Here is an 18,627-nt window from a genome sequence, read left to right as displayed (position 1 = left end):
TGCCGGTTTTGTATACCTGCACGCTGCTAGGGACTCTGACTTACTCTGGGATGGATTGTAAGAGAAGCATAGGCGTCATAGGCGGAGCATCAGATGGTGAGTTCTGTATATCTCCTGACAAAGAAAAACCTACAGGCATCTGTGCTTGAGAAGAGTCTCAGCCATGAGTTTGTGGCTTTCACTCTTCCCCCTTCCCTGATCGAATCTAACCTGGGTGCTTTGTCTGGTCATATTGTGTTGGTGGATAAGGCATCACTGGGTTGCGATGAGTTCACCAGAATTCTTCAACATATATCCGAGAGTGTTGAAGATGTCACCGTTGCCCTGATTAATACCAAGAAAGATCAGGACATGCAGATTATTTCTGACTGCAAAGTGATTAAGGGTGTGTTCTACGAGGATGATTCATTTGAAACACTGGTAAAAGGTATTTACCGGATGATGGATGGCGAATACTGGCTGTCCCGCAAGATAATGAGTGAGCTTCTTGAGCAGCACCGTAAGATTGAGAGTGATCAGTTTGAAGATATGATTGCTGATGCCCGTCTTGATGAGCTTACACCCAGAGAGCTGGAGATTCTAAAACTGGTATCAACCGGGGCGAGTAATACTTTGATTGCGGACAAAGTGTGCCTTAGTAAGAACACCGTAAAAACCCACCTCACAAACCTCTACAGAAAACTGGATATCAACAACCGAACCCAAGCGACAATCTGGGTAAAGGAAAACCTGCCAGGGTCGTCTGCGGGGGTTGGATGAAGTGTGTTATCAAGCAAGTACTGATCTTCTCACTTATATTCCTGCTGCCGCTTTCAGCTGTCTCTGATGATCCTGTACTGAAAAGAGATGAACCCGATAATGGGTTAAAAGGTCTCGTTATTGACCGAACCCTAACCCCGCCTGGACGTCGCTTTTATCGGGAGTTCGCAAGGCTATGGTGGGAACAGGATAAGTCTGTTCCTGGAAACCTGGTGGTTAGAGAGCTTCCCAGTGCTCTGAGAGGCAGCCAGATTGCTATCGTTTACAACAGAAAACCAATCTATGGGACTGTCTTAAGTCCCGCTCGCACAGACATCGAAACTAAAGCCCATTTGGCTGTCAATGCAGCGGAACAGAAGCTACAAATGATTCAGTTATCAAATTTGTTTGATAACAACCCGGATTTGGCAAAAGACGAGTTCTAAATTTCAGATTTGATGTTCCCGAGGAGAGTAGTTTGGGCAAATCATCAGTTATATCGCTTTTACTAGGAGTCGCTGCCTCATTCACTCAAGCCAGCGAATTGATTTATACCCCGGTCAACCCTTCTTTCGGGGGAAACCCGGCCAACGGGGCTTATCTTTTGGGTGGCGCTCAGGCGCAAAACGACACCAAAGCAAAATCATCTTCAAATAGCTTCAATCAGACCAGTGAACTTGATCGCTTTAATAGTTCTCTGCAATCCCGGCTGTTAAGTCAAATGTTGGCGGACCTTGGGCAAGGAAAAAACAACAATGGTCGTTTGGAAACCGATGACTTTCTGGTTGTGATCACTCAGGGAGGTAGTGGCGATCTTGTTGTTCAGACAACAGATAAAAATACCGGAGAGAGTACTGAAATTGTTGTTAACGGGCTTATTAACTAGGTCGCACATCAGGAATATGAAGGCTGTGTAAAAGATGGTTCTTGCAGTAAAAAGAATACTAACAATGTTGTTTATCGCAGCTCTAATAAGTGGCTGTGCAGGTAACCCTGTTACCGGAAAACCTCTGGGTGGAAAAAAACCGACCCTGATGCCACGAAGCTCAACCTTTCAGGATTTAAAGGCCCTTCCCAAACCGGCAGGCAAAATTATTGCTGCGGTGTATGGTTTTCAGGATCAGACCGGGCAGTATCGTCCTGCTCCTGCCAGCAACTTCTCGACGGCTGTTACCCAGGGGGCAACAGCAATGCTGAATACGGCTCTCAAGGACTCTGGCTGGTTTATTCCCCTTGAGCGTGAAGGGCTACAGAATGTTCTGACTGAGCGAAAAATTATTCGTGCCGCCAATAAAGAGAGGGAAGTGCAAAACGCCAACCTCCCCCCCTTGTCATCCGCGAGTGTGTTGCTGGAAGGGGGAATCATTGCCTATGAAAGCAACACCCGTACAGGTGGAGTGGGAGCCAAGTACTTTGGTATTGGTTTTTCGGGGAAATACCGGCAGGATCAGGTGACTATCAACCTCCGTGCCGTCGATATCTATTCTGGTCAAATTTTGCACAGTGTTAATGTCACAAAAACAATACTTTCCCACGAGCTGCAGGCGGGTATCTACCGATTTATAGAGTACAAGAGGCTATTGGAGACCGAAGGCGGTTATACGAATAATGAACCTGTACAGATGCTGGTCATGTCGGCAATAGAGGCAGCAGTTATTCATATGATCACCGAAGGAATTCAAGATAATTCCTGGAGGCTGGGGAAACCTGAAGATATGAATAATCCGGTAATTCAGGCCTATATGCAGGAAGCATCACCATCTCTGTAATGGGCCTGTCAGCATGGTATAAAAACGACAAAAAAATTCTAACCATCTTCTTCCGGCTACCACAAGAATAAAACTGACCCTGTTGCTAAGTGCAGATCACCCCTTTGGGTGAGGCAGCCGCATAACTGATTTCACCCACATTGGCGATGTCTGGCTGTACTGCTTTTTGCAGAATAGTAACCGGATACATATAGGCTTTAAGTTCGGGATGACCATTGGTGCACAAACTTGTTCTGACAGGCTTGATCATGCTTAGCTCTCTGGCAAATGCCGGTGGGTGGGAAGATCTGGACAGCTGGAACGAGCTGGAAGGCTGGAATGAGATCCCTGACCCAACCGAAAACATTGGCAAAGCCTGGCAGGATGGCTCTGACAACAATCTCAATCTGACACAGACCGGTGATGGAAACCTTTACCGCAGCATGCAGCAAGGGCAGGAAAACGAAATAGCTGCATCACAGTCTGGCTATCAAAACGCAATTACTGTCTGGCAGGCGGGCGTTGGTAACACAGCGATACTGAATCAGACAGGAGATTACAACAGTGTTTACCTCGGTCAGGCAGGATACGGGAATACCGCAACCATCAACCAGGTAGGCAGCTACAACAGCGCAAATGTTACTCAGTACGGAGAAAACAACTCGGCCACTATAACCCAGATAGGTGTAGGGCTCTCCGTCGATATAACTCAGTCAGGTAACCAGAGCGTAGAGATTACACAGTTCAACTGATGACGAGATAAGAATGAAGAAGTACACACCAATCGCAGCTGCAATAATGCTGGCAAGCTCGACGGCATACGCCGAACCCAACAATGCCGAGATTACTCAGAATGGTCTCGAAAACGTGTCTTCCATCACTCAAGAAGCAGTAGCTGATGCAAGTGCAACAGTGTCTTTGACCGGTGATAACAACCGGGCAACTCTTCATCAGGCTGGTGGAAGTGAAGCAGTTTCTGCAACAGTGACTTTAACCACCGGGATCGACAACATCATCAATGTGACTCAGACAAACAGCCGGGATGTCAGCGCTGATGTTCAGATCAACGGGAGCAACAATAACTCCACAATCACCCAGACAAACGTAAATGGGACGAAAAGCGGTGCTGATAAAACAGCCCAGGTAATTATTGATGGTGATGGCAGCATCAAAGCTAATATCGCTCAGGAAAATGTCAGCAACGTGGCCGCCAAGATTGAGCAGAGCGGTGGAACAGTTGAGTTAGGCAACAGTGCAGCAATTACCCAGAGCGGTGGCGGCACTAACCTGGAAGCAAATATCAGTCAGTCAGTCGGTGGAAGCAACGTTGCTACCATTGACCAGATTGAGAACACCTCAAACAGCATTGCCACCATTAATCAGGCTGGTATTGGCAACACCTCTACTATTACCCAGAGACAGACTGACGCTCAGGATGCTGAAGCCAGAATTACTGTCACTGGTAACGACAACACGGCTTCTGTTTTCCAAAATAATGTCTCAAACCTGGATGGTAATGTTGAGATTGTTATCAATGGTGATGGTGGCCGAGCAACTATCGAACAGGATAATGTTCGAGGTGTTTCAGCTCGTATCAACCAGGGCGGCGGCTCTTCCGCATCTCGAAATGATGCGACCATCAAGCAGAAAGGTGGTTCCAACAATATAACTGCGTCTATCAGCCAGTCTCAGGGTGGCGGTAATACTGCAACCATTGAGCAGATTCAGCAGACAACCAACAGCTCAGCCACAATTGCACAGGTTGGTGGTGGTAACACCGGTACAATTCTGCAAAAGAAAGACCCAAGTGGTCGTTGGACCCAGGGCAGCTCAGCTTCTATCTCCAGCACAGGTGAAGGAAACAACGTCAAGATTGAGCAGCTGCATACCAAGCCTGGTACGGAAGCCCATGTGACCCAGGTTGGTAATGACAACACTGGTAATATCAAGCAAGAGGCTTACGGTACCAACCTGTATGCTGCCAACATCTGGCAGACTGACGGTTCAAGCAATGCAACGGCGACGATTAACCAGTATTCCAGTGAATACGGTGCGGGTGGTGATGCGACTATCATCCAGAGCAATTCTCATGGTGTGAATGCAATAATCACCCAGACCACAACTGCGAACGTAGCTGCTTCTATTACTCAAACCAATCTGTTTAATACTGATGGGGTTGAGTCCGTGATTAGCCAGACTGGTTCTCTGCATCAGGCCACTATTGTTTCCAGAGATGGTGATTCATCCTATGCAGTTATCACTCAAAATGGAACTGCACAGACAGCTAATGTTGACCAGGCTGGCAACCGTAATTCTGCAACTATTACTCAAAGAGGCGAAAACCATCTGGCAATGATCACTCAAGATGGTGATCGTAACTCTGCATATATTACCCAGAGTGGTTATGGTGCAGGCAACAACGCTGTGATTAACCAGCAGGGTGATGATAACACCGCATCTATCTCTCAGAATGGTGAAAACCTGACTTACACCATTAACCAGACTGGTAATTTCGGCATTCTGCACGTTACCCAGACAGGTACCGATAACAATGCTGGTCTGAACCTGGGTGGTGAAAATAACTATGCTCAGATGACCCAGACCTCTACAACCAGCAATAGTCTTGTGACCATGAATCAGGATGGTAACGATAACTGGGCATCTGCCAGCCAGGATGGTGTCAACCTGGATGTGACCGTTGACCAGATGACTGGTGGGTTTAACAAGGCAACAGTTGAGCAGACTGGTACTGGTCTGCGGGCAAGAGTTGCTCAGGCGGGTATTGGTGCTTCAGCTGAAAACATGAACGTGGCCATGATTCAGCAGACCGGAAGCAATGCTTATGCCTCCATCTCTCAGACTGGCGGAGCGGGTAATACTGCAAATATCCGTCAGTACTGATGTAGAACTTATAAAACAAAAGAAAGGAAGGGGGCATGCTCTTCCTTTTTTAAGGATGAAACTCCGATCAAGGAGAAATCGGTTCAAAAAAATATTTGTAGTCTGTTTGCAGGGGGGGCTGTTGAGACTGGTTTGAAGAACTATGCCTGTCACTTGAAATATGACGGAAAGAATGATCTTGGTGGTCATATTTTGAATGACTCTTCTCGCGAAAATGGGAGCTTGAGCTTCCTAATGGCTGGTGGTACTGACTAAGCTTATTCCTTGCTCTTGTGGTTGGGCTGAGGTGCCGGTGTCTGGGTGGGTATCTTGATTCTGCGCGATGGGTTCTTTCTTTATCCACCTGATGAGAGCTTGAGCAGCATCTATGCGACTGTGAAGACCTGTGAGAGTGAGTATTTGAAGAGCTCTTGGTACTGAGTTGTAACGGCCTGTAGCTGGTTTTTTTTGTATCAGTTTTTGGTAACTCAGTGGTGGTAGCAACCTTTGCTTTTTCTTCAACAAAAGCCATATTTTTGTCTGAAAGTTTTGGGATAGTATATACAGTGAAGTTAGACCGTTTAGGAAGTACAAGATCTACATCTACATCTACATCTACATCTACATCTAATGTATCAAGCGCTGGATCGTCCTCAATATCTAAATCCAGATCAAGCTCATTGTCGTCAATATCATCCTCGTAAGTGTTCTCTTTATTTCCCATTTCTTCATGAGTGTACAAATACTCCCCCAATTTCTGATCCGCAATTTCAGCCATGCGTAAAGACCACATGGGTTTATAAACAGATACGGTTTCATTGGCATCATGTAAGACCTGTTGAGGAATAAAAATGCCAGTTTGGTTCAATGTGTCTTTGAGGCGTTTATAAAGGTTTCTTTCCCAACCAAGTGTGCTACCAGTTTTCTCTGCCTTTTTCCCGAGAGGTTTGGGATTATTCATCGAAAAAAAGAATTTGATGTGATCAATATATTGGCTAAGCGCAAGAAGCCTTTCTGGCATTTCGGCCGATTCGTCCCGAATAACTTCTATCAGATCTGGTCGTGTATGTCCTCCTTCACTGAAATTTCCCATGATCAGTGCAATGTTATAGCTCATCCAGTGACAGGATAGATGTCTGTCCGGCGGTGACCCGCCATAAAGCACAGGTATGTATATGGCTTTTTTAGGATCAACCTTACAGTCCTTACCCCTGGCCAGGTCATTCAAGTTATCTGCTATTTGCTTATAAGTTCTAGTGCTTGATAAGCTTTCTACGTAGTCCCTGATTGCTTGATTGTGCTCGGGAGAATTAACTGGTGACTCCCTCATTTTTTTTATCCAGAAACGGCGTTGTATTTTTACCTTAACTGGAATTTTTATCTTAAATGCATTAAAAGCTGCCCTAACCCAGCCAGCTGTCCAATTTGTACCTGTAAAATCGCTTCTTATTACTATTTTTGTTGGAAACTCCACCCCCAAATTTCGAATACGGCTCGCTATACGGGTATAAATGTTGGGTGCTTTCAATAGCATCATATCTTCAAGGCATGCGAGCAGGTACTCTTTAACATATAGTATTCTCCTATCGTCGTTTACTTCGCCATCTCGCATCCCCTGAACTAATTCATCTTTACGAACAAAACGCTGCCTGACTAAATGATCGTATTTATGAAACTCAAAAATCTCAACAGCTGTCTGTATTAATAAGGGATTCCATTCCATTGTTTCTTCAGTAATACCTCGTTCTTCTCTAATAACCTTTGGAACAAAAACTTTTCCATCGAGACGTTTGGCCACATAGCCAAAATCAGTATGAGACTGCCCATAGTCAACAAGGTATTCAAGGAGAAGTAGCTTCAATGCAGGTATTGAGTCATTTGCACGTTCTATAAGATTAATTTTCTTTCTTGTGTGTTGCTCTAAACGAGGATCATGTATCTGGTAGTATTGAATAGCAAGCCTAATACGAAGAGCTGTCCATCTTACTTTCTTTCCTTCAGGCTTTGCCTTTTCAATTAAATCTTTCAGCTTATCTGGGTTATAACGCTGTTTCTTTTTTCTTTGAGTTTCCACGTAAGTCAAAGCTTTGGGAACAGGAAGTCCACACTTGTTAAAGAGGTATGCGATTCTTCCATCGGCATTGTAGCCACCCGGTAATATCCCATTCTTTGGGGTTGATTTCCTACTGCCAGCCTTCAAATATGTATCAAACCTTTTCTTCAGAGTTTCTGGAGTAATACGTTTAGTCCGTCTTCTCTCATCTAAGTTCCTTGTATCATCTATTTCTAAGGCTTGTATTGCATCTCGAACGGCAGGTGCATTCCAATGGGTATACTTATTTAGTTGAGGTGGCATGCCATATCTACCGGAATTTAGACTCTTGGCACACTCACAATCACTAAACATCCTATCTTCATTATAATATCCCTTATCATTCATACCTTCTCTGATCATGCTTTCCAGAACTGATTTTAACTTTTCTTTGTTATAGGGGTGGTACGCAAGGCCTTTGTAATTTGCTTGAACACTTATACATTCATCGTCGCTGGATTCTTCATCTGAAGAACTTCCTGAGTCATTGATAATTATTGTTTTTCTTTTTTGGGTGGTTGGTATCCATTCTTCTGAATCTGATTCAGAATCAAGGCCAGAATCACTTTCTATAGATGTCGATCTTATAAACTGTGCGCGAAGAGAGCTTCTTGATGTTCTCTGGGTGGTTGTTTTCGACTTGTCTTCTTTGCTTACGACGAAAACTTGTTTAACTGGTTTGGTGCTTTTCTTTTTTTGTTTTTTAAGTTTGCCATAGATGTATTTCGGTATGTGAACCTTTAAAAATAATGGTTCGTCAGAATAAATGCGGTCGAGAGAAATTGTTACACCCAAATTTTTTGAGTAAGTACTTTCATCATATGAATTGTGTTCTTCTTTATCATCCAATAAAGAAATATCTGAAGACTGCTGCACAGGGAGAGTCGGACAGGCCGTAGTATGCATTGGGCTTCTTTTTGGGGGGGGAGCTTTTGTACTTGCAAATATGCGCCTTAGATCTTCTCTGCGGTTATTAGAAGGCGATAATTCTTGAGGCTTTGGGTTAACGTTATCTTCGCCTGAGGCGGAGTCGCTATCACTACTGGAATCTGTGCTGCTTGAGCTTGGGTGCGATAGGGATGAAATAGGTGATGTTTGGCCAATTCCAGCCAGTACAAGCTGATAAGAAGGGGTTATAAGAAAGATAAATAAAAAACATAGGAGGTGTGCTTTATAAAATAGCGGAGAGGCACGAGTCTTTGGCAAGATATGCCTGAGCACTTTTCCATTGCAGGTTATTCTTCCCTGCCTAAATCGACAATTCCTCATTTCATCCCTAGTTATTCTTAATGAGCCGTATTGCATAAGGCTCTGACGGAAGGGATGAAAGTCTTAGTAGAAGTCACTGGATAAATCCAGTCTGGCAGTGTTTTTCAGTGGCGCCAGAACATGGGAGAGAACAGCACAACCAAAGTGAAAATTTCCAAGCGACCAAGCAGCATGGCAAATGATAAAACCCATTTTGCTGTAGCTGGCAGGCTTTGGTAGTTAGCTGAGGCTTCACCCAAAGCGGGGCCAAGATTGTTCAGGCAGGAAGCAACGGTAGAAAAGGCTGTGGTCAGATCCAGCCCTGTCGCCAGGAGCGCCAGCTCCATAATGATAAACAGGAAAATATAAGCGGAAACAAAGCCCCAGACAGCCTCCCCTACCCTATCCGGCACTGCTCGGCGTCCAAGTTTGACGGTAAAGATTGCATTGGGATGTATCAGGCGCTTTAACTCCCGGGATGCCTGCTTGAAGATAAGCAGGATACGAATAACCTTCATTCCCCCTCCGGTCGATCCGGCGCAGGCACCAGAGAAACTGGTAAGAAACAGAAGCATGGGGAGAAAGATTGGCCATAGAGAAAAGTCCGAGATTGAGTACCCCGTTGTTGTGGCAATGGAAACAACTTCGAAAACGCCATACCGAAGTGCTTCCCAGTCGGTATAGGTTCCGGTCATATCGAGGGCAACAACCGATATAAAACCTACTCCTGCAAGGATGGCCAGATACCCCTGTACTTCAGGATCCCTAAAATAATAAAAAGGATCACGGCTCTGAATGGCAAAGTAATGCAGGGCGAAGTTCATCCCTGATATCACCATAAAGAAAATAGCTATCCCTTCAATCAGCGGGCTGTTAAACCAGCCTATGCTTGCATCGTAAGTCGAGAATCCACCTATCGCGACAGTGGAAAAGCTATGACAGATGGCATCAAACAAATTCATACCAGCCAGCCAGTAACAACCGGCACAGATGGTGGTTATTCCAAGATAGAGATACCAGAGCGTTTTGGCTGTTTCTGCAATTCGCGGAGTGAGTTTTCTGTCTTTGATTGGTCCCGGAGCTTCCGTCCGGTAAAGCTGCATGCCACCAATACCAAGCATAGGAAGAATTGCCACGGCCAGAACAATAATGCCCATGCCTCCAAGCCATTGCAGCTGTTGGCGATAGAAAAGAATGGATTTCGGCAACTCTTCCAGCCCGGTAATAACAGTGGCACCGGTTGTAGTCAGGCCTGACATGGATTCAAAGAAAGCATCAGTAAAATCAAGATTTGGTGTTTCCATAAGCAATAGAGGAATGGAGCCAAACAGACTCAGCACCAGCCAGAAAAGAACAGTAATCAAAAAGCCATCACGGGGCCTGAGTTCGTGTTCGGTATGAGCAAAAGGGAGCCAGGCACCAAGCCCTGTAAAGAGAGTCACAACAAACGTATAGGAAAAAAGAGCTATCTCTGGCTCATGGTAAAGCCAGGCAACGAATACCGGAGGCAGACTGGCCAGACTAAACAGAACAAGCAGCGCCCCCAAAATACGCAAGATCACCGATGGATGCATTATCGGCTTCACTCCCCCGGTAACGGATGAAAGCCCCGTTACTCAAATCATTTCATTATTGTTTTCAGCTTTAGGGGGCGTTCTCAATTAAACATCGAGCTCAGCGCTTTCGAGAGTTTCTGTAACGAGGCGTAGTGCCGCAGGAATGCTCGTTGCCTTTCAAGGCGCTACAACGAAGCTTACAGGAACTCTCGAAAGCGCCCTGCGGGTGACTCTAAAAGCGGCCATACCCAGAGGGCACAAACGTCTGCTGCGTCGGGCTTGCTCAATGTAGAATAACTACGATTTTCACAAGCCCTTCTAACATCTGGCTGCTTTTAGAGTCACTGAGTCGATATTTAATTGAGAACGCCCCCTAGGCTGTTGCTATATCGGGAGCCTGATCTTGCAGGCTCCTCGTTGTATTTCTGTTTTGAAGTTTTCTGTTTAGAAGAAAGCTATGCCAACCTGGAACAGCTTCTCTACCTCGGTTATACGCTTCTTGTCTGTCAGGAACAAGATAACGTGATCACCTGCTTCGATCATGATGTGATCGTGCGCGATCAGCACCTCATCATCACGAACAATGGCACCAATGGTCGTTCCAGCGGGAAGCTCGACTTCATCAATGGTTCGGCCAACAACACGTGAGCTGTTCTTGTCACCATGGGCAATAGCCTCAAAGGCTTCTGCAGCCCCGCGGCGCAGAGAGTGAACGTTTACAACATCACCTCGGCGAACATGACGCAGCAGGCTGCCAATGGTAACCAGCTGGGGTGAAATCGCGATATCAATCTCACCACCCTGAACCAGGTCAACATAGGCAGGGTTGTTGATCAGAGCCATTACCTTACGGGCACCGAGACGCTTGGCCAGCATGGAAGACATTACATTGGCTTCGTCATCGTTGGTCAGCGCGATAAAGATATCTGTGCCTTCAATGCTTTCCGATTGCAGCAGATCTTTGTCAGAAGCGTTACCGTTAAAGACTATAGTGCGATTCAGGTCCTGAGAGAGCTGGTGGCAGCGGCTCAAATCACGTTCGATGATTTTAACGTTATAACGGTCTTCAATAGCCTGAGCCAGACGCAGACCAATATTACCGCCACCGGCGATAATAATGCGTTTGTAGTCTTCATCCAGTCGACGAAGCTCACTCATTACATCGCGGATATGACGACGGTCGGCGATAAAGAAGACTTCATCATCCGCTTCCAGAACCGTTTTTCCTGTTGGAACAATGGCCTTACCCCGGCGGAAGATTGCTGCACAGCGTGTATCCACATTAGGCATATGGTCACGGATGGTGCGCAGTTCCTGGTTAACCAATGGTCCGCCATAGTAAGCCTTAACTGCCACCATCTGCAGGCGGCCATTGGCAAAGTCGAGAACCTGCAATGCCCCCGGATGCTCTATCAGGCGCTTTATATGGTTTGTAACCACTTGCTCCGGGCTGATCAAAACATCAACAGGGAACGCCTCTTCGCTGAACAGACCGGTTCGGGTCAGGTACGCAGTCTGGCGGATACGGGCAATCTTGGTTGGTGTGTGGAACATGGTGAAAGCGATCTGACACGCCACCATATTCACTTCATCACTGTTGGTGACGGCAACCAGCATATCGGCATCGTCAGCACCGGCCTGCTTCAATACAGACGGAAAAGAGGCCATACCGTGTACAGTTCTGATATCCAGCCGGTCCTGCAGTTCCCGCAGGCGCTCAGTGTTGATATCGACAACGGTAATATCATTTTCTTCGCTGGCCAGGTTCTCGGCCAGAGTGCCACCAACCTGGCCGGCACCCAGAATGATAATTTTCATGAAAGCTCAGTTCTTGTTAATCAGGAAAGTGCGGAGAACTTATTCTCCGCACACCCTTTGCAAGTTTTTCTATTGCAGGTACTGCGGGCAGCTTAGGGCTGCTTACGCAGACGGCAGTAGAAAAATCCATCATGCATGCCTTTTGTTGGAAGCAGTTGCATACCAAAACCGGTATCCAGACCACAGCCCATTATGGGCGTATCCTGCACTGCATTTTCCGTGCGGGCAAGAAAGCTCTTAATCTGTTTACTGTTTTCTTCCGGAAGAATCGAGCAGGTGGCATAAACCATGGTGCCTCCAGGTTTCAATAGCGACCACATGGTATCAAGGATTCTGCCCTGCAGTTCAGCTAGCTGAACTATATCTTCCGGGCGACGCAGCAGCTTAATATCCGGATGGCGACGTATAACACCTGTCGCTGAACAGGGAGCATCCAGAAGAATACGGTCGAACGGTTTATCATCCCACCAGTATTTTGGTTTGCTGGCATCTCCCCGAACCAGCTTGGCCTGAAGCTGAAGGCGTTCCAGGTTTTCTGCAACACGTTCAAGGCGCGCCGCTTCCAGGTCCAGCGCTGTCATGTCGAGGTCTGCAGTGCTTTCCAGAAGATGACAGGTTTTGCCGCCAGGGGCTGCACAGGCATCAAGCACCCTGTTACCAGGCTGGCATTCCAGCATATCTGCAGAAAGCTGTGCGGCTTCATCCTGAACACTGACCATGCCGTCAGAAAAACCAGGCAGGCAACTTACGTTAGTAGCCTGTTCGAGCTGAATACCATGTCTGGAATACTGACAGGTTTCAGCAGAAATATCGGCTTCCTTCAAAACTTGCAGGTAGTCTTCCCGGGACGTTTTTCTGGCATTCACTCGCAATGTCATAGGGGCCTGACTGTTAGTCCCCGCGATAACTTCATCAAGCTGGTCTGACCAGGCTTTGGCAATTTTTCCGTAGAGCCAGGCAGGTAACTCGCATTTTTCTGCATTATCCAAAGACAAACTTTGCAGGGTGTCAGCTTCGCGTTGTGAGTTACGAAGAACGGCGTTAACCAGCCCGCGAGCCCAAGGCTTCCTCTTAAGGTTCCCTGCTGCAGTTACGGTTTCGCTGATTGATGCATGTTCAGGGATTCGCATATGGCTGAGCTGGCATAAACCCAGAAGCATCAACGCTTTAACTTCTGAATCTTTGGTTTTCAATGGTTTGCTCAGTAACGCGTCAAGTCTGGCATTAAGAGAAAACCAGTGTCTCAAAGTCGTGTAACAAAGCTGGCGCAGCAGGGCCAGATCACGACCCTCAAACGTCTCTTCCACCGCTGGAAGGGCTGTTCCCAGAGACTCGCCCTTGATAACCCTTGCCAGGGCCTGTGCTGCGTTGAGCCTGACAGAAGGCTTTCGTGCTGCCATTAGCTGAGTACCACGCCGGGTTTGAACATCTCGCTGCGGCTGTTCAGCAGGTCCAGAACATTCATTGCTTTGCTTCCTGCGAGCTGCAGTTTTTTCAGGCGTAGAACACCCTTGCCGCAGGCAATATCAATGCCGTCACGGCTGGCTTGAAGAATTGTTCCAGGAGCCTCTGTCGCTTGTTCATCCAGAGGCTCTTCGAGAGACTGTGCTTCCCAGATACGGGTGCGCTTCTCAGGCTGGCTGGCATCCTGCAACATCCAGGCAACCGGCCAGGGGTTAAAGCCCCGGATCTGGCAATCCAGCTCCCAGGACGACTTGTTCCAGTCGACTTGGCCTTCTTCCTTGGTCATCTTGTGGGCATAAGTTGCGAGGCTATCATCCTGCTTTTCTGGCTGTAGAGAGCCTTCAGCGATCATGTTCAGTGTCTTTTGAAGAGCCGGGCCACCCAGTTCTGCCAAACGGTCATAGAGGTTTTGACTGGTATCGGTGTTATTGATTGGGCAGGTCACCTTGAGCAGCATATCGCCGGTATCGAGACCTTTGTCCATCTGCATGATGGTGACACCGGATTCTTTATCCCCAGCAGCCACAGCACGCTGTATAGGTGCCGCCCCACGCCAACGGGGAAGGATTGAGCCGTGGACATTGATGCAGCCATGAACCGGAGTATCAAGAACTTCCAGTGGCAGCAACAGACCATAGGCCACAACAATCATCAGATCAGGCTTCAGAGCTGCCAGCTCTTGCTGGGCCTCCTCATTACGCAGGCTTTTAGGTTGGTAGACAGGAAGGTCATGCTGAAGGGCCAGCTCCTTAACTGGGCTGGGGGTCAGCTTGCGCCCACGGCCAGCCGGACGGTCTGGCTGGGTGTAAGCGGCGACAACCTCATGCTCGCTTTCGAGCACAGACTGTAAATGAATAGCGGCAAACTCGGGTGTGCCGGCAAAGACGATACGCAGGGCTTTGCTCATGATGTTCCGGCTGAAAAAGACTTAAGAGGATAATTATCGCCTGTAGAGGCAAAAAAGGGAAAGCTGCGGGATATGGAAAAAAAACCGGTATCTGCCCGCAGAGCAGGAGCCGATACCGGTTATATTTGGGGCTAGCGGCCTGTAGACAGCCGTTGTGTTTTTTCCAGCTTCTTGCGGATACGGTCACGCTTGAACTTGGAGAGGTAATCCACGAACAGCTTGCCGTCGAGGTGGTCATTTTCGTGCTGGACACAGACTGCGGCCAGACCTTCAAACTCACGCTCAAACACTTCACCATTACGGTCGAGGGCTTTTACCTTGATGCGGTTCGGGCGGTCCAGGTTTTCATAAAAACCGGGAACAGACAGGCAGCCTTCACCAAACTCTGAAGGCTCTTCTGTCAGTGCGGTGATCTCTGGGTTGATAAAGACCAGAGGCTCTTCCTTTTCTGAAGACAGATCCATGATGAACAGCTTTTTCTGAATATTTACCTGGGTCGCTGCCAGGCCACATCCATCAGCGGCATACATGGTTTCAAACATATCATCGATAATTGCGCGCAGCTCATCATCAACTTTTTCTACTTTCTTGCCCGGCTCACGCAGACGGGGATCAGGAAATTCCAGAATTTCGAGTTTTGCCATGTCTTATTTCAGCTCTGCTTTATATAACCAAATCATTTTATTGTACGGCAAGAGTATTGGGCAGGCATCCGTAATTCTATCTTTGGTTGGTTAGAGTGACTGTCAATGTAGATATGTAGAGTTTGTTATCGGAGGTAACTCAGTTGTTAGTGTTACGGCATATCCTTGTCGGTATTTTGCGAGCGCTGTTAAGAATATGAGCTCTTACTTATGTCTTCGCAAATCCAACAACATCAACCTAAACGTCTGGGAGACTGGTCTCTGATGGGGTTCAGCAGACCCTTGGTCCAGCATTCCCAGAATCCTCTCCATAGAGTAATACGAGCTGCAACCAATAAAGCCTGCTCGATATTTCCCAGAAAATCAGGATATGACTCTGAGAGGTTATGGGCTGATGGGTTTGCGAACGCCTACCACAGCACTACGGGCCAAATACTGGAGTGGTCCTGCAAAAAAATTAGCCCGGAGGCAGCTAATGAGCTTCTTCTGAAAACCTTAAAGAACAGGCATTGGAGTGAGAGGAAAATCAGGAACCTGCTCAAATACCGAAAGCACATAACTAAATCCCGTGCAGCGAAAGCCTGCAAGGTGGCAGCGGAACACAAAAACCGGCCAAAACTTGTCAGGGCTCTTGGTGGTGATGAGACGGTGCTGAAATCCATAGAGGATAAGAAGGCCCTTTGTGCAAAGCTTGAAGCGCATTTGCAACCACTAATGCAAGCCTATTACTCCACAACATCCATGGCGTTTACAGGAAGTCAGTTTGATTGTTTTGTCGAGAGAACCAGTGATTTTGAGCATCAGAGTCTGCTTATACTGGCTGTTACGCACTTGCAGGATGCTGATGTTATTGATGCTTTGGTTAGGTGCAATTTTTCGGCTGCTGAGATTAGAGGGGCTGAACAGAAAGCTGCAGAAGCAGGCGATTATATGAATGCAGCAAAACTACGACTTGCTGCCAATCATAAAGAAAATCCCGGTTTAACCCCCTCGGGGTTCTATTACTATTTTGACAGCCAGGATGATGCGAGCCTTGAGGATGCAGCATTTCTTTATTACAAGGAACTCACCCAAAGGCCGCAAAAGTACACCCATGGAATGATTGTCGAGCATCAGTCTTCTCAGGGATATGTCGCGCCATTTCTAACGGGGGGAGATATCAGGCACTGGTATGTTTTTGCTCCCTACAAGCCTGATGCCAAAATGGATGTTTGTTCTCCGGGAGGGAAGAGCAAAAATGGGATTTATGATAACCCGAATATAGCGCTTGCCGATGCGTGCATGGGAAACCGGCGGATAGAATTCTGCAACACCTCTATACCTGCTCAGACAGGCGGTAAGCTTGATACTGCAGCCATGGTCGTAACCGGTGCCGTGATCAGGGGGGGGCTGACGACTGGAGCAGGCCAGATTGCAGGGGAGCCAATGGCGGCAGTCTCATATGCTGGTCTTGCCAGTGCTACTGCTGGAATCCATGATGGGGTTTATGGGGATGGTAATAATCACACGCAGTTAAGCAGAGTAATAGGGGCGGCTGTCGGGGGAGTTGCTGGATTTTGTGTTGGCGCTCCAGTTGTCGGAATGATGTTGGGTGATGCTGTCGGCAAATCTGTCGGAATAATGATTAATCTGGAATCTCCGGACATTATTAAAGAAACCTTTAAGAATATTGATGGAACCCTTTGCACCATGATTGTTCTGGAAGGTGTCAGGATGATGCTTCCCGTTCAGGCAAGGGGCTTTCTCTACATTGCAACTGGTTTAGCAGCAGGAACCCTGGGCAGCATGCAGTCTATTCAAAAGGGAAAAATTGGTGAAACGGTAGCAACTCTGCTGACTACAGCGGGAGCAACGTTTGCTTTGGGGTATGGGGCAAGTTTACATATCCTTGAGTTAACAACAGTTACTGAAGCTATAGGACGGGGGTGGACGGCTCTAGGCTTGCAGCAGATGTCAGCAGGGCCGCTATTTTGCGCCGCCCTGAAAGGAGTTGCCCTTCCATTCAGAGGCGCTAAACATTGGTGGAATAGAGCTCCTGTCGTGAATCACCCCCAGAGACCTCTACCGGCTCCAGTCAGCCCTGTTCCACAAGAGCCTCCAACCAGTTCTCATGAACCGCCAGTTGAATCTGACCGTCATCAGGGTGGTGAGGAAGATCCTATCAGTGAATTATTACGCTTCCGCGAAGAGAGGGCTGAAGAAGATATGGAGGCTTCTGAGGAAGAGATTTCTTACCTTTCAGGAACACCTTCAGAGCCAGAGAGTATGGAGGATGAAGAGGAAAATACCAGAGTGCTGCGACCAAGACCCCCTAAAATGACACAACAACAGAAGGACGATGCTTATCGTTCTTTAACTATGGAAAGAACCCAAAGAAGAAAAACATAATTTGTCAGGGCGCACAGAGCTGCATTCAGTGACTAATATGGAGATATGGAAAAGCGCATAAGCTAATCAGGGATGCATCAAATAATGAAAAACGCGCTGCTGGGTTTTATTTTGCTCTGTGTTGCGACATCCTCCTTGGGAGAGAGCCTGTTTCGTGATGATCGACCTGCTTCATATACTGCTGTTGAAGGAGACACACTTTGGGGAATTGCCGGTCGCTTTCTGCATGACCCCTGGAGCTGGGGGCAGGTTTGGGAGGTTGATCCTTCTGTAAAGGACCCTGACCTGATTTATCCAGGAGATACTATCCGGGTTATCAAGATAGGGAGTGAACTTAAACTGACATTAACCCGCAAGAAAGAAGAAACGGTTATTCCGGGTCGAACCATAAAGCTGACCCCACAAGTACGTTCCACCCCTTTGGTTGATGCCATTCCCGCCATCCCTCTTGATGCCATCCACAGTTTTCTGGGTGTTAGCCGGGTTATGGATAGCCAGGATGCAATCGAAAAGGCTCCCAGGGTGCTGGCTAATGGCCAGGAAAGAGTCATAAGTGGTGCTGGTGATACGCTGTATGCCCGTGGAGATTTCTCTCGGGGGGATAGAAAGTACGGAGCATTCCGCTCGGGGGAAACTTATAAAGATCCGAAAACAGGGGAAGAGCTTGGCATTCTTATGCAGCATGTTGGGTCACTGACAATGAAAGGGCTGCAGAATGATGTGGCAACAATGTTTGTGACCAAGGCCACGAAGGAAGTTCGGGTTAATGACAGGCTGCTGGTCTCTGAAGAGCGACGGCTGGCGACTTCTTTTTCCCCCGACACTCCGGATAACCCCTATGTAGAAGGCGTCATCATTGATGTAGTTGGTGGTATACACAATATTGGAATTTTTAACAACGTTGTAGTTAATCTGGGGTCAAAAGATCGAATGAAAGATGGGGATGTTCTTGCCATCTACCGCAGCAGAAATTCAAAAGATAAGAGATCTGGCCAGACTCTGAAATTGCCTGCTCAGCGGGTTGGCCTTGTTATGATTTATCGAACCTATTCAAAAGTCAGCTTTGCTGTTGTTATGCAGGCAACTCAACCGCTGGCAACAGGGGACGTTCTAAAAGCCCCCTGATTTCTCTCCACTCTAAAAC

General features: G+C 47.3%; 14 protein-coding genes. 8 read left to right on the top strand and 6 right to left on the bottom strand.

Annotated features, from left to right (window positions below; genetic code table 11):
* The first annotated feature begins 93 nt into the window (after positions 1 to 93).
* The 6 genes from M3P05_RS01095 to M3P05_RS01070 all read left to right on the top strand — a co-directional run bounded on the left by M3P05_RS01095 (position 94) and on the right by M3P05_RS01070 (position 5,387).
* Positions 94 to 759, top strand: a complete 666-nt coding sequence (locus M3P05_RS01095; RefSeq protein ID WP_249697381.1) for a LuxR C-terminal-related transcriptional regulator — start codon at positions 94 to 96, stop codon at positions 757 to 759.
* Positions 756 to 1,184, top strand: coding sequence for a curli production assembly/transport protein CsgE (locus M3P05_RS01090; protein WP_249697380.1), 429 nt, complete (start codon positions 756 to 758; stop codon positions 1,182 to 1,184). Before M3P05_RS01095 ends, M3P05_RS01090 begins: the two co-directional genes overlap by 4 nt.
* 32 nt (positions 1,185 to 1,216) lie before the next feature.
* Positions 1,217 to 1,624 (top strand): curli assembly protein CsgF, encoded by a 408-nt coding sequence (locus M3P05_RS01085; RefSeq protein WP_249697379.1) that lies wholly within the window; start codon positions 1,217 to 1,219, stop codon positions 1,622 to 1,624.
* 64 nt (positions 1,625 to 1,688) lie between these two features.
* On the top strand, positions 1,689 to 2,507 hold the full coding sequence (locus M3P05_RS01080; protein WP_249697378.1) for a CsgG/HfaB family protein: 819 nt from the start codon (positions 1,689 to 1,691) through the stop codon (positions 2,505 to 2,507).
* 218 nt (positions 2,508 to 2,725) lie between these two features.
* Complete coding sequence (locus tag M3P05_RS21055; RefSeq protein ID WP_249697377.1) at positions 2,726 to 3,238, top strand: hypothetical protein; 513 nt, start codon at positions 2,726 to 2,728, stop codon at positions 3,236 to 3,238.
* 13 nt (positions 3,239 to 3,251) lie between these two features.
* Complete coding sequence (locus M3P05_RS01070; protein WP_249697376.1) at positions 3,252 to 5,387, top strand: beta strand repeat-containing protein; 2,136 nt, start codon at positions 3,252 to 3,254, stop codon at positions 5,385 to 5,387.
* A gap of 67 nt (positions 5,388 to 5,454) precedes the next feature.
* Here M3P05_RS01070 and M3P05_RS01065 read toward each other — a convergent pair whose 3' ends face one another.
* From M3P05_RS01065 to def, 6 genes are all read right to left on the bottom strand, one after another.
* The gene (locus M3P05_RS01065; RefSeq protein WP_249697375.1) at positions 5,455 to 8,664 is read right to left on the bottom strand and encodes a hypothetical protein; all 3,210 of its coding nucleotides are present in this window, start codon (positions 8,662 to 8,664) and stop codon (positions 5,455 to 5,457) included.
* A 167-nt stretch (positions 8,665 to 8,831) separates the two neighbouring features.
* Positions 8,832 to 10,280 (bottom strand): TrkH family potassium uptake protein, encoded by a 1,449-nt coding sequence (locus tag M3P05_RS01060; protein ID WP_249697374.1) that lies wholly within the window; start codon positions 10,278 to 10,280, stop codon positions 8,832 to 8,834.
* A gap of 426 nt (positions 10,281 to 10,706) precedes the next feature.
* Positions 10,707 to 12,080: a Trk system potassium transporter TrkA gene (gene trkA / locus M3P05_RS01055; RefSeq protein WP_249697373.1), complete on the bottom strand. Its 1,374-nt coding sequence runs from the start codon at positions 12,078 to 12,080 to the stop codon at positions 10,707 to 10,709.
* A gap of 92 nt (positions 12,081 to 12,172) precedes the next feature.
* The gene (rsmB, locus tag M3P05_RS01050; protein WP_249697372.1) at positions 12,173 to 13,480 is read right to left on the bottom strand and encodes a 16S rRNA (cytosine(967)-C(5))-methyltransferase RsmB; all 1,308 of its coding nucleotides are present in this window, start codon (positions 13,478 to 13,480) and stop codon (positions 12,173 to 12,175) included.
* Entirely contained in the window at positions 13,480 to 14,451 is a 972-nt protein-coding gene (fmt, locus tag M3P05_RS01045; RefSeq protein ID WP_249697371.1) for a methionyl-tRNA formyltransferase, read from the bottom strand. Before fmt ends, rsmB begins: the two co-directional genes overlap by 1 nt.
* Positions 14,452 to 14,582: 131 nt before the next feature.
* Positions 14,583 to 15,095 (bottom strand): peptide deformylase, encoded by a 513-nt coding sequence (gene def, locus M3P05_RS01040; RefSeq protein ID WP_249697370.1) that lies wholly within the window; start codon positions 15,093 to 15,095, stop codon positions 14,583 to 14,585.
* 588 nt (positions 15,096 to 15,683) lie between these two features.
* Here def and M3P05_RS01035 point away from each other — a divergent pair.
* Positions 15,684 to 17,483 carry a hypothetical protein gene (locus tag M3P05_RS01035; RefSeq protein ID WP_249697369.1) on the top strand — a complete coding sequence of 600 codons (1,800 nt, stop codon included), beginning with the start codon at positions 15,684 to 15,686 and terminating at the stop codon, positions 17,481 to 17,483.
* Positions 17,484 to 17,567: 84 nt separating this feature from the next.
* Positions 17,568 to 18,608: a LysM peptidoglycan-binding domain-containing protein gene (locus M3P05_RS01030; RefSeq protein ID WP_249697368.1), complete on the top strand. Its 1,041-nt coding sequence runs from the start codon at positions 17,568 to 17,570 to the stop codon at positions 18,606 to 18,608.
* Positions 18,609 to 18,627: the final 19 nt, after the last annotated feature.

Source organism: Parendozoicomonas callyspongiae, from assembly GCF_023502345.1.
Classification (GTDB): Bacteria; Pseudomonadota; Gammaproteobacteria; order Pseudomonadales; family Endozoicomonadaceae; genus Sansalvadorimonas; species Sansalvadorimonas callyspongiae.
This window is presented reverse-complemented; position numbering and strand designations above follow the sequence as displayed.